The organism is Dyadobacter ginsengisoli DSM 21015, from assembly GCF_059568735.1.
The window spans coordinates 122,482-134,705 of the sequence record NZ_JCANTY010000002.1 but is presented as its reverse complement, the minus strand read 5'-3'; the positions used below and the strand labels follow the sequence as shown (position 1 = coordinate 134,705).

The 12,224-nt window shown below is 49.7% G+C and carries 10 protein-coding genes; 1 reads left to right on the top strand and 9 read right to left on the bottom strand.

The annotated features are described in order from the left end of the window. Nucleotide 1: 1 nt before the first annotated feature. From BP71_RS07005 to BP71_RS06970, 8 genes are all read right to left on the bottom strand, one after another. Complete coding sequence (locus BP71_RS07005) at nt 2–226, bottom strand: DUF4266 domain-containing protein (protein ID WP_496377852.1); 225 nt, start codon at nt 224–226, stop codon at nt 2–4. A gap of 5 nt (nt 227–231) precedes the next feature. Next, entirely contained in the window at nt 232–1,161 is a 930-nt protein-coding gene (locus BP71_RS07000; RefSeq protein WP_496377851.1) for an FAD:protein FMN transferase, read from the bottom strand. 1 nt (nt 1,162) lies between these two features. Beyond that, nucleotides 1,163–1,594, bottom strand: a complete 432-nt coding sequence (locus BP71_RS06995; protein WP_496377850.1) for a thioredoxin family protein — start codon at nt 1,592–1,594, stop codon at nt 1,163–1,165. 12 nt (nt 1,595–1,606) lie between these two features. Further along, nucleotides 1,607–2,137, bottom strand: a complete 531-nt coding sequence (locus BP71_RS06990; RefSeq protein ID WP_496377849.1) for a Rieske 2Fe-2S domain-containing protein — start codon at nt 2,135–2,137, stop codon at nt 1,607–1,609. A 334-nt stretch (nt 2,138–2,471) separates the two neighbouring features. After that, nucleotides 2,472–2,981 carry a heme-binding domain-containing protein gene (locus BP71_RS06985; protein ID WP_496377848.1) on the bottom strand — a complete coding sequence of 170 codons (510 nt, stop codon included), beginning with the start codon at nt 2,979–2,981 and terminating at the stop codon, nt 2,472–2,474. 95 nt (nt 2,982–3,076) lie between these two features. Beyond that, nucleotides 3,077–4,219 (bottom strand): efflux RND transporter periplasmic adaptor subunit, encoded by a 1,143-nt coding sequence (locus BP71_RS06980; protein ID WP_496377847.1) that lies wholly within the window; start codon nt 4,217–4,219, stop codon nt 3,077–3,079. Continuing rightward, entirely contained in the window at nt 4,219–8,565 is a 4,347-nt protein-coding gene (locus BP71_RS06975; RefSeq protein ID WP_496377846.1) for a CusA/CzcA family heavy metal efflux RND transporter, read from the bottom strand. The genes BP71_RS06980 and BP71_RS06975 overlap by 1 nt, the downstream gene beginning before the upstream one ends. A gap of 91 nt (nt 8,566–8,656) precedes the next feature. After that, the gene (locus tag BP71_RS06970; protein WP_496377845.1) at nt 8,657–9,049 is read right to left on the bottom strand and encodes a hypothetical protein; all 393 of its coding nucleotides are present in this window, start codon (nt 9,047–9,049) and stop codon (nt 8,657–8,659) included. A gap of 280 nt (nt 9,050–9,329) precedes the next feature. Between BP71_RS06970 and BP71_RS06965 the strand changes: the two genes are divergently transcribed. Then, the gene (locus BP71_RS06965; RefSeq protein WP_496377844.1) at nt 9,330–11,831 is read left to right on the top strand and encodes a cation-translocating P-type ATPase; all 2,502 of its coding nucleotides are present in this window, start codon (nt 9,330–9,332) and stop codon (nt 11,829–11,831) included. On the opposite strand, the gene BP71_RS06960 is transcribed toward BP71_RS06965, so the two are convergent. After that, nucleotides 11,797–12,216 (bottom strand): Crp/Fnr family transcriptional regulator, encoded by a 420-nt coding sequence (locus BP71_RS06960; protein WP_496377843.1) that lies wholly within the window; start codon nt 12,214–12,216, stop codon nt 11,797–11,799. The genes BP71_RS06965 and BP71_RS06960 overlap by 35 nt on opposite strands. Between the last annotated feature and the right edge of the window lie 8 nt (nt 12,217–12,224).

Below are 12,224 nucleotides of genomic sequence, written 5' to 3'. Positions count from 1 at the left end.
GTTAGTTGCAGCCGCAGCCACCGCCACTTTTTCCTCCGTTTGCCCCGGAAGCGCCTTCCCGGTACAGGTAAAAACTCTGTTCGAACTTCTCGGATTTGCGGGCCGAAAGTTCCATTTCCGAGTCATTGATGCGATTTTTCTGGTACTCCTTCACAGACACGCATGATGACAGGCCGGCCGCGAGGGCACTAATTAATACGAGTTTTCTGGTGACGATAATGTCCATACGTTTTAATGGATATGAATGTTTGAGGAGGTGAACAGTTTGTTGTGATCGTCAATGATCACGCATGCTATATCCTTCATTTGGTTGATTAAATCCAGTCCGGTTCTTACCCCCAGCACGGTCACCGGTGTGGCCAGCGCGTCGGATAATTCTGCATTGGGGGAGAAGATGGTAACACTCTTTATCCCTGTAACAGGCAACCCGGTTCTGGGGTTGATCGTGTGCGAATAACGGCGTCCGTCAATCGTGACAAACTTCTCGTAGCTTCCGGAGGTTGCTATGGCCATGTCGCTGATTTTCAGATACGAAAACGGCGAGTTCTTCGCGTCCGGGTCGGCAATCCCAATAGTCCAGTCGGCGTTCCCGGGTTGTTTTCCCCAGGTGGTCAGGTCGCCCGATGCGTTCACTACGCCGGAGACGGCTCCCGCTTCCCGCATTACTTTTTTTGCCATTTCGGCAGCATAGCCCTTGCCAATGCCGCCAAAGCCAATCCGCATACCCTTTTCTTTCAGTAGTACGGAACAGTCCGACGCATTTAAGACAATGTTTTTGTAATTGATCAGCCTGACCATCCGTTTCGCGACTGCGGCGGGCGGCAGGGATGTCATCGTCAGATCGAAATTCCAGAGTGATTTGTCAATCGAGCCATAGGTGATGTCGAATGCGCCCTGGGTGAGCTCGGAGATCCTGATCGACCGGGCAATCAGATCAAAAACTTCCCTGTCCACGACAACCGGGCCCAGTCCGGCTTGGCGATTAATCCGGTTGGTCTGGCTGTCGTCGCTGAAAGTAGTGAGCAGTTTTTCGATACGCTGAATTTCGGCTATTCCGAGGTCTATATACTGATCAGCCCGGGCGGCGTTGTCTGCCACAGCACTTATGTCGAACCGGTTCCCCATCAGACGGAGCGAGCGTTTTACCAGGATTTCTTTCATATTACTTTCCCGAATGGGAGCGGATATCTGCGATAAATGCATTCACCGAGGGCTGGTAACCTTCCCATTCTTTCAATACTTTTCCCTTCGGGTCGAGCAGGACGGTCAGGGGAAAGACGCCCTTTTTGTTGTATTGATCGGCGAGTTTCTCATTGAGTGCTACCTGGTTTTGATCCAGCTGATTTTTCTTTTGCCTGGGGAAATCAGCCCTGACAAGTACCAGGTTTTCCTGGGCATACTCCGTAAACTCTGCAGACCCGAAAACACCTTTGGTAAGCTTGATACAGGGCCCGCACCAATCGGAGCCCGAAAAGCTGAGTAGGATCATTTTGTGTGAAGCTTCGGCTTCCGCCCGGGCGTCCGCAAAGTTCAATTTCCAGTGTAATGGCAATGCTGTAAGAATGGCAAGCAGGGAAGTGATAATCGTTTTCATATTGTCTTTTGATTAGTACACAACAACCGTGTTTCCGTCGGTTGCCGTTTTGTAAATGTTTAGGCCCGCATTTCCGAAAGTGTTTAGGCCTGCTCCGGATAGACTAAATCTGGCACCGTGCTCGGTGCAATAAAATTCCGTTTTGTTGAAAATAACTTTATTCTTTGCCTCATGGCTGCAAGTCTGCGTGGCCGCTACTATGACACCCGATGACGACTGGGCGATTACAATTCCGTTCCTGATCAGGTAGCCTCTGACGGTGAGTAACCCGGCATTAGCGGATTGCGTGAGGTCGATTCTAAGCCTGACACCCCTAATGGCATTGAGTGCTTCCGTTGTAATCGCAGTCGGGGATTTCAATTTGACATTACCGATAGTGCCGTCAAGGGAAGGAGTGGCGGCAACCGGGGAGTCGGAAATTTGGTCCTGAATGCTCAAAGCTTCTACAAAGGTATCTTCCTCGTGCACGCACGAAGTCAATAACGCCATCAGGGCCGGACCTTTAAACCCGAGGGATTTTAAAAAATCAAGACGTGTCATCATAAATTAGCAGGACGTTGAATTTCTGGTATAGAATACGAATAGGCATACCCTATTGTTGCGTTGATTTTGTCGTCCGGAAGCAACTTGTAACGGTGTTGGTTCGCTTGAATTTTTATTTATTCTAAATACTCCTTTTGTGCAATAGCTAAATAAGGTTCCCAGGTTCTGTGTTAATTTGTATATAATTGGTAAGTCTATGATTGTCAGTTAAATACATTGATATAATTTAACATATGGAAACTGATTAAAGTCATTTTTTTATTTTATTGTAACGGATGAATTATATTTTTTTGTTTCCTAAAACTTACACTTTAATCGAAATTTAATCGGGCCGCTATTCAGCTTTCGGAACAAGGGGCCGCTTCATTTTGAGGCTGTCGGCTGGATACTGATTTTTCAATAGTGCCATCTGGCTTTGCGCCCAGCTAATAAGCACTTCCCGTTGCTCGTCAGTCAAATTCGCCCCGGCGTGAAGCCCGAGGTAAGTGTAGGAGGGGAGCGGCATTTTCTTTTCTTTCACCTCGTCGATGATCTCGTCGAATTTGTGGTTCTGGACGGCGACCGGCAGTCTGGCAAATGTCGAAAAGTTCAGTTCGCGCTTCCCTTCCTGGACGTGATGATCCAGCCACCACGCCGTGGGTTGGATGTTGGCGTACCAGGGGTAGCTGGTTTTGTTACTGTGACAGTCTTTGCAGGCGACCGCCAGGATTTCGCCTACCTCCGCAGGTACAACATATTTTGTGGACAAGGCGTGGGTCTGGTCGTCGGAAAGGTTTTTCTCCGGACGGACGAACTGCATTATGACCAAGATGGTCAGCAGGGCAAAAAGGGTTTTCTTTAACATGGTTCCTAGTTGTTTACACTTTAAGGGGAAACGTTTATTGATTTGGTAATCAGTTAGTTACTGAAATGTTTGCCGGATGGAATTAAAAACAGTAATTAATCCTCGGATTTATTTTTGAGCGACATCAACAGGGAGTAAGCTCCCTGTACGACCACCTGCCTGCCTGCCAGATTTTCGCCGCCCAGGATTTCCGTAAATCCATTTTCGGTTGTTCCGGTTTGAACCGGGGTCATCACGTATTTTCCTTTTTGTTCAGGCAAAAAAATGTACTCTTTGCTTTGAAAAGAAACAATCGCCTCCTCGGGCAAAGCGAGTACACGCTTGCTTTCCAGGTCGATATCCGCATTCATGAAAGTTCCCGGAACTAGCGTGGGCTCATGACGCTGAAAATGGCAATGAATTTCCGCGGTGCGCTCCGGCGAAAGGTTCTTGCTGATCAGGATGATTTTACAAAAGTACTTTTTGTCCGGGTCGCTATTGGTGTAGGCGGTAAGCTGCTGCCCGATCCTGATTTTGGACAGGTCTTTCTCAAACACTTTCAGCGCAAGGTGAATGTCGGTCGGGTCAATGAGATCAAAAAGCACCTCGGTAGGGGATACGTACTTTCCGATGTTCACGTTCACCGCCGAGACATACCCGCTGATGGGAGAGTAAATGTTGATGCTCCCGGAAATTTTCTCGCCGGAGAGCCTTTCGGCATTAATCCCGATCAGGCTTAGTTTTTCTTCAAGGGAGCGGATCATCACCTGCTGGCTGTGGTAGTCGGATTCGGCCTGCTGCAAGATCTTGTCGCTGCTGGACTTGCTCAAATTCAGTTCTTTTTGTCGCTCGAAGTCGCTTTTCAGATAACTGAGCCGTGCCTTGCCAGTCAGATAGTCCTGTTGCAGCTGAATGTACTGCTGATCCTGCATTACCGCCAAAACCTCTCCTTTTCTAACGGGAGTACCTGGAAGCAGACGGGTTGTTTTCAGATAGCCACCCAATGGTACGCTGATGGAAACGACATTTTGCGGCGGGACATCGATCTTGCCGTTGAGTTTGAGGGTCGACGAAACGGTGCGGGTTTGAAAAGTCCCCAACGTTACCCCCGCATTGGCAAGCTGCTCGTCGCTCAGCGTGACAGTGCTTTCCGCCTCCGGCCCGGAAATAGCCGGCGCCTGGGATTCTTTCTTGCTCGTACAGCTCAGTGTGAGGCCGAGCATGCCGATACAGATTACGTATTTCAGTTTGTTTCGCATTAGTTTTCCAGGAGATAATTGAGTTCGATGGCTTGGGAGTTCAGGTTCAGAACAGCGTCCAGGTATTGGCTGCGGATGCTGACAGCCTGGCTGATCAGCTGCGCCCATTCCAGATAGTTGATACTTCCGTTAGTAAGCTGCCCGGTGGCGGCGCGGGTAATCACATTTGCATTGGCAAGCGCTGTTTTTTCGTAGTAATCCACGGTTACTCCAAATTTGTGATACTCGGTTAACGCGGTTTGATATTGGATTTGTAAAGTTTGCAAGCCGGCATTGTAGGTTTGGTCGGCAATCTGGCGGCTTATTCTGGCGCTGCTGATGCGGGCCTTTTGGAATCCGGCAAACAAAGGTATGCCCAGGCCAAGCTGCGCGGCGTGGAACCTTTGCGAGGCATTGTAGCGCTTGTCGTCGGCACCTGTTCCCCGTATGCTCATATTGTTGTATCCAAGCGTTAGCCCAGGCAGAAGCTTGCTTTTTTCAACTTCAACCGAAGCTGCCGCGATTTGCTGCTGCTGTTGGAGTAGCCTGGCTTGCGGATGGCGTGTGATTGCTGCCGAATCCGGCATGACAACCAAATTGAATTTCAGGTCAACTGGCGAGGGTTCTACCGGAGTTCCCGCATTGAGCAATAACTGAAATTGCAGCCGCGATACTTCCAGATCTGCTTCCAGCTGCTGCAACTGCATTTGAATTTGGCCCAGCTGTGTTTCAGCGGCAGTTTTTTCGAGGATTCCGGTTTCCCCGCTTTTTAACCGCTGCTGTGCTTTTTGTGAAAAATCAGTATAAAGGCTGTCGAGTGACCGCAGCAGTTTCAGCTTTTCCTGCTGGTATAGAAAAGTATAATAGAGCTTAGCGACGCTGCGTTTCAGCTCGTTTTCCCTGACGGCCACGGTAAGCACGCTGGCTGTAAGTTCCTGCCGAAGCTGGTTTTTTTGTCTGGAATATACAAGCGGAAGGCTGAACGACTGAGAAACATTCAGGCGGGTATCGGTGTAAAAACTGTTGATTTGGCCCGCCTCGACCGCAAAACTGGTTTGTGGGAGCGCGGTGGCGGTTTTCATCATTGCTTTCTGATAATCTGTGCGCAATTGCTCACTTTTCAGCGTCAGGTTGTGGGCAATCGCCAGTTCTATCGCGCTTTTCAGACTGATTTTCTCCTGTCCCAAAACGGAAGTAGAGAGCAACGTAAGTCCCAGTATCATGGCGACACCCGGTTTGTTAAGCCTGGAATCTGTGCCGCTTTCAAAAAACAAATACAGGACCGGCAATACAAAAAGGGTCAGCAGGGTAGCGACCAGTAACCCGCCGATCACCACCGTGGCCAGTGGCCTTTGCACCTCCGCGCCCGCTCCGTTACTGAACGCCATGGGCAGAAAGCCCAGCGAGGCCACAAACGCCGTCATTAAAACAGGCCGCAACCGGTGCATGGTACCTTCCATAATGGCCTTGCGGATATCGGTTTCTCCCTCTTTTCTGATTCTTTTGAACTCTGCAACCAGCACGATCCCGTTCAAGACAGCTACTCCGAACAGCGCTATGAACCCAACCCCGGCGCTGATACTGAATGGCATGTTACGCAGGGCCAGGGAGAGAATTCCCCCAATGGCGGAAAGCGGAATGGCCGAGTAGATCAGCAATGCGTCTTTCGCGGAATGAAAGGCAAAAAAGAGCAGGATAAAGATCAGGACGAGCGAGATAGGTACTGCAACCATAAGCCTTTGCCTGGCCGCATTCAGATTTTCAAACGAGCCGCCGTACGTCACGTAGTAACCAGCCGGAAGTTTGAGGTTTTGACCGACTTTGATTTGGAGCTCTTCCACGATGGTTTGAACGTCTCTTCCGGCTATATTAAAACCCACCACAATGCGTCTTTTGGCATCTTCGCGCTGGATCTGGTTGGGGCCATTCTGGATTTTTACATCTGCAAGCTGGTGCAGGGGGATTTGTGCTCCGTTTAGGGTCGGTACAAGCAGATTACGGATGTCCTCTACATTTTTCTTCTGCCCGCCACCGATCCTGATTACGAGGTCGAAACGCTTTTCACCTTCAAAAATCATCCCGGTACTTTGCCCCGCCAGGGCTGTATTGACAGTTTTATTGATTGCGCCGACCGTTAGCCCGTATTGTGCGATGTTGCTCCGGTTGTAGCGGATCGTGATCTGGGGCAGGCCGGAGACCGCTTCCACATATAAGTTGCGGGCTCCATCGACCTGATTTACCAGTGTCCCCAGCTTTTGCGCATAATGTGCAAGGGTATCCAGGTCCTCGCCGAAGATTTTACAAACCACATCCTGCCTTGCACCGGTCATGAGCTCATTGAACCGCATCTGCACAGGGTACTGAAAGCCGGCTGTAATGCCGGGAACCGCCTTTAATGCGTTACTCATTTTTTCAGACAGTTCGGGGAAGGTTTTCGCAGAGGTCCACTGGCTTTTATCTTTCAAAATCACCATCATGTCGCTCGCTTCCATGGGCATGGGGTCGGTAGGGACCTCGCCGCTACCTATTTTGGTCACTACCTTTTCGACTTCCGGAAACCGGGTTTTTAGGATATGCGCTGCTTTTTGGGTGTTTTGGATAGTCGTAGTCAGGTTGCTTCCCGTGAGCACGCGGGTATCGACGGCAAAATCCCCTTCTTCCAGGGCCGGGATAAACTCGCCGCCCAGGGTGGTCAATGTGAAAATTGCTGATCCGAAAAGCAGTAGTACGAACGCCAGAACGGTCTTCGGGTGGCTGATCACCCGTGCAAGTGCGCTTTGGTAACCGCGTTCCAGCGTTGCCATTAGGCGGTCCGACACGTTGGGTTTATGCTTCACTTTCCTACTCAAAACCAATGCGCTCATCATGGGGACATAGGTAACCGAGAGCAGGAATGCGCCCAGTAGTGCAAAAGCGACTGTTTGCGCCATCGGCCTGAACATTTTACCCTCAATCCCTTCCAGCGTAAAGATGGGCAGGTACACGATCAGGATAATGATTTGGCCGAATACTGCGCTGTTCATCATCCGGTCAGCCGACTCGTTTACCTCCTCATCCATCTGCGCCCGGCTGATGGCCATCAGACCGCTGAACTTCTTGCTATGCGTGATCTGGTGCATGACCGCTTCGACAATGATGACCGCACCATCGACGATCAGACCAAAGTCCAGCGCGCCCAGGCTCATCAGGTTCCCACTTACGCCAAAGGTGTTCATCATGATCACGGCGAAAAGCATCGACAGCGGGATCACCGAGGCTACCAGCAAGCCGGCCCTCAGGTTTCCCAGGAACAACACCAGAACAAAAATGACGATCAGGGCGCCTTCCAGAAGGTTTTTCTCAACGGTGCCGATGGCATTGTTGACCATTTTAGTGCGGTCCAGGAAGGGTTCTATCACTACGCCCTCCGGCAGGGTTTGCTGGATCTGCGCCACACGTTCTTTTACATTTTTAATGACCTCACTGCTATTGGCGCCTTTGAGCATCATCACCACCGCCCCGGAAACTTCCCCCTGGTCGTTGTAACACATGGCGCCATAGCGCGTCGCAAAACCTGTTTTGATCTCGGCAATATCCCGGATGAATAATGGTTGCCCGTCGCTGAGGTTTTTGACGGAGACGTTGTTGATATCGTCCAGGGTTTCGACCAGGCCTTCACTGCGTATGTAGAGTACCGTTGGTCCTTTTTCAATGTAGGCACCGCCGGTGTTCTGATTGTTTGCCTCCAAAGCGGCAAATATTTCGTTGATCGTAATTCCGTATGACAGCAGTTTTTCGGGATTTACTTCAACAGAGTATTGTTTAAGCTTTCCGCCGAAGCTGCTCACTTCCGCCACTCCTTTGACACCCAGCAGCTGCCGTCTGACGATCCAGTCCTGGATCGTGCGCAGCTCGGTTTCGTTATAACGGTGTTCGTAGCCCGCTTTGGGCCTGACCACATATTGATAAATCTCACCAAGGCCGGTACTGATCGGGCCGAGTTCCGGTGTGCCGATGCCTTGGGGGATTTGTGACTGCACTTTTAAAAGCCGCTCTGAAACCTGTTGTCTGGCCCAGTAAATATCTGTGGCATCGTCGAAGACAATCGTGACCAGCGACAACCCGAAGCGGGAAAAGCTTCGGATCTCTTTGAGGCCAGAGATGTTATTGTTGGCCTGTTCGATAGGGAAAGTGACAAGCCGTTCGATATCCGTAGCGCCAAACGATGGGGCGATGGTAATGACCTGAACCTGATTATCGGTAATATCAGGCACCGCGTCGATGGGGAGCCGGGTCAGTTCGTAGCTGCCGTAGGCTATCAACGCCAGGACAAACAGGCCCACGATGAGCTTGTTGGCCACAGCGAAGCCAATAATTTTATTTAGCATGAATGTTATGGTTAATCCGGAATAGATTAGCGTAAATGCGTACAGCCCGCGAAGCCTTGGTCTTGCGTGCGCATTGAAAAACTAAATTGGATTAACAGAGCTTCGGCGGTTGCCAGATGGTGGCAAGAAAAGTGGAGAATGTTTCGTGCTGGGAAAATGCAAAGGATAGCTTTTTCGCGACCGGCACCAACCGGGGATTGAAGCTGTAATGAAAAGGCGGAGCCGGAGGAGCTGCCAGGCTGAACGCGAACGAATGATCTACATGCGATTTAAAGGGCAGCTTTTTATCAAGATCGTAATCGGGGTTATCTGCGATGGACTCCGCATAATGCTCAACGATGAATTCAAAAAATGTAATTTTTTTGTTCCAGGCTTTATGCTCTTGGTAATGCTTGAAAAGCACAGGTAATTTCGAGAACTCGACCAGCTCGGTTGTCGAGATCATGTATACCGAAAGGAGCAATATGGAAACAATTTTTTTCAACCAGATCAGTGCTGATGATATGCAAAATTGCAGCTGACGCCGCGGCAGTTGTCAAATTTACAAAGCCTTGCATTAAGTTCTTCGGAATTGGTCGTGATAATGAGCAGATCACTGAAATTTGGATTTGTTCTATTTAAAGGGCGCCATCCGGAAGTGCCTGATTGCATTCGTTGGAGTAGAAATGGGTATTGACTGGGTTTTAATACCGATGATTGCACCGGAATTCCGCACCTCTTTCCGTAATCATCATTGACCTTCAGTATGCATTAATCGACCCTATATGTCTATCCCCACAATGAACACTGCTCGGGGCCTTTCGGCCAGCCAGGTACTGGAGTCACGCAACAGATATGGTGAGAATAGGGTGGAGGACGAAAGGGAAAGCGGATTTTGGGGTGCTGTTTTAGGGCTTGTAAAAGAGCCGATGCTGATTTTATTGATCGCTGCATCAGCGATTTATTTTGTCACCGGCTCCCGGGGAGAAGGCTTTTTCATGCTCGGTGCGATTCTGGCTATTTCTGTCATCTCGCTTTATCAGGACTCCAAAAGTCGTAATGCGTTGCGTGAGCTTAAATCACTCACAGAGCCCAAATGCAGGGTAATTCGGAATGGTCTCGAAATCGAAATCCCGAGAGAGGATATTGTGATCGGCGACTGGCTAATCATAGAAGAAGGAAATAGAATCCCGGCAGACGGAGTAGTTCTGGAAGCACACGATTTTTCTGTCAACGAGTCTATTCTTACCGGTGAATCCTTAGCTGTTGCAAAAAATGAACCCGGCGCCCAGGTGTTTCAGGGAACATTGGTGGCCAGCGGGCGGGCTGTCGTCCAGATTGCTGCAATAGGTAGTCAAACAAAACTGGCTGAGATAGGAACAAGCCTGCAATCCATAGAGCAGGAGCCTACACCACTTCAGGTACAGATCTCCAACTTCGTAAAGAAGATGGCCATTATCGGCGGCGCTGTTTTTCTGCTCGTCTGGGCGATCAACTATATACGCACACAAAACCTCTTAGATAGCCTCTTAAAAGCATTGACATTAGCAATGAGCATCTTGCCGGAGGAAATTCCGGTGGCGTTTACAACTTTTATGGCGCTGGGAGCCTGGCGGCTGATGAAAATGGGCATCATAGTCAAGCGGACCCAGACCATAGAGACACTGGGCAGCGCAACGGTTATTTGCACGGACAAAACCGGAACGATCACCGAGAACAAAATGCAGTTGGCCAGTTTATATATCCATGCCCAAAACCTGATCCATGCCCCTGACAGCGCATTAAGTGAACAGGGCAAAGATCTGCTGGCCATGGCGATGTGGTCAAGTGAGCCGGTGCCCTTCGATCCGATGGAAGTGGCCTTGCATGAGGCGTATGCAAGTTCGGCAGCGATCGACAGGCGGGCCGAGTTTAAGCTGGTGCACGAATATCCACTGGAAGGGAAGCCGCCTATGATGACTCATGTATTTGAAAATAAAGATTCGGAACGCATTGTTGCAGCCAAAGGAGCACCCGAAGCACTTATGGCACTTTCCGGCCTGTCCGACGATCAGATGAGCACGGTATGGGAGGCTGTCAATGCGCTTGCCGCCAAAGGGTACCGGGTATTGGGAGTAGGACAAAGCAGCTATTCTGAAAAAGTATTTCCCGAAAAGCAGCAGCAACTGACGTTTCATTTTTTGGGCTTGGTGGCCTTTTATGATCCTCCCAAGGCCAATATCAAATCAGTTTTTCAGGCGTTTGGCCGCGCGGGAATCCAGGTGAAAATCATTACCGGTGATAATGCGGCTACCACGCAGAACATTGCAAGGCAGATTGGTTTTGACCGAGCCGAACAGGTTATGCTGGGTGAAGAGTTGGTTGCCCTGGATGACAGAGCTTTGGAGGAGAAAGTAATGCAGACGGGGATTTTTGCCAGAATGTTTCCGGAGGCAAAACTGAGAGTGGTTAACGCCCTGAAAGCACAGGAGCAGATTGTGGCCATGACCGGCGACGGTGTCAATGACGGTCCGGCATTGAAGGCTGCCCACATCGGGATTGCGATGGGGAAAAAGGGAACTGAAATCGCCAAGCAGGCATCGTCGCTGGTCCTGGTCGATGATGACCTGGCCCGGATGGTAGATGCTGTGGCGATGGGACGCAAAATATATGTATCGCTTAAAAACGCTATCCGTTACATTATTTCCATCCATATTCCGATCATCCTGACCGTTTTTATACCCCTGGCATTGAACTGGACCTATCCCAATATTTTCACACCGGTCCACGTCATCTTTTTTGAAATGATCATGGGGCCTACCTGTTCGATCATTTACGAAAACGAGCCCCTGGAAAAGGACCTACTGTTGCAAAAGCCCAGACCTTTCACCTCCACCTTTTTTAGCTTGAAAGAGCTCTCGGTGAGTATTCTGCAAGGACTTGTTATCGCGGCTGGCATGCTGCTTTTGTACCAGTATGCATTGACGCAGTCGTATCGTGAAAATCTCACCCGCTCTATGGTTTTTGTAGGTCTGCTGGCTGCAAATGTTTGTTTGACATTAGTGAACCGGTCATTCCGCCACCCGATCTGGAAAACGATCCGATATAAAAACAACCTGGTTCCGATGATCATTGGCATTACGGTACTTCTCTCGGTCCTGATCTTTCTCATACCGGTCGTTACCCGTTTTTTTAGCCTTGAGAAGCTGAGTTTTAGCCAGCTGCTGATCAGCATAGGTACCGGATTTTTGTTTACAGTCTGGTATGAAATAGTCAAGGTTTATAACCGGAATCGGGGCGTAATGTGATCGTATTTCTGCCTAAGCGGACCAGGCCTCTTTGTTCCATCTTTTTTAACAGCCGTGAGATAACCTCCCTGGATGAATTCAGATCACTGGCAATTTGCTGGTGAGTGATTGATATTTCATCACTTTGCAGGAGTTTTCGCTGGTTTTTTAGATAAAATTCCAGCCGCTCGTCCATACTCCTGAAAGCAATGCCGTCGACGACCTGCAAAAGCTCTTCAAACCGGGACCGGTAAGTTTCCAACACGAAATAGTACCAGCTTTTGTGGCTTGTCATCAGTTCATCCATCAATGCTATGGGTACGAGTATGGCCCTTGTAGGCTCTACCGCCCTGGCTGAAATCTGGCTCTGCTCTTTTTTGTTGCGCAGATCATCGACAACGCGCACGCATTGCC

Excerpts from the sequence above, each read along its gene's own strand:
- BP71_RS06980 (WP_496377847.1), bottom strand. The coding sequence starts at position 4,219 with ATGCGAAACAAACTGAAATACGTAATCTGTATCGGCATGCTCGGCCTC.
- BP71_RS07000 (WP_496377851.1), bottom strand. The coding sequence starts at position 1,161 with ATGAAAGAAATCCTGGTAAAACGCTCGCTCCGTCTGATGGGGAACCGG.
- BP71_RS07005 (WP_496377852.1), bottom strand. The coding sequence starts at position 226 with ATGGACATTATCGTCACCAGAAAACTCGTATTAATTAGTGCCCTCGCG.
- BP71_RS06985 (WP_496377848.1), bottom strand. The coding sequence starts at position 2,981 with ATGTTAAAGAAAACCCTTTTTGCCCTGCTGACCATCTTGGTCATAATG.
- BP71_RS06995 (WP_496377850.1), bottom strand. The coding sequence starts at position 1,594 with ATGAAAACGATTATCACTTCCCTGCTTGCCATTCTTACAGCATTGCCA.
- BP71_RS06975 (WP_496377846.1), bottom strand. The coding sequence starts at position 8,565 with ATGCTAAATAAAATTATTGGCTTCGCTGTGGCCAACAAGCTCATCGTG.
- BP71_RS06965 (WP_496377844.1), top strand. The coding sequence starts at position 9,330 with ATGTCTATCCCCACAATGAACACTGCTCGGGGCCTTTCGGCCAGCCAG.
- BP71_RS06990 (WP_496377849.1), bottom strand. The coding sequence starts at position 2,137 with ATGATGACACGTCTTGATTTTTTAAAATCCCTCGGGTTTAAAGGTCCG.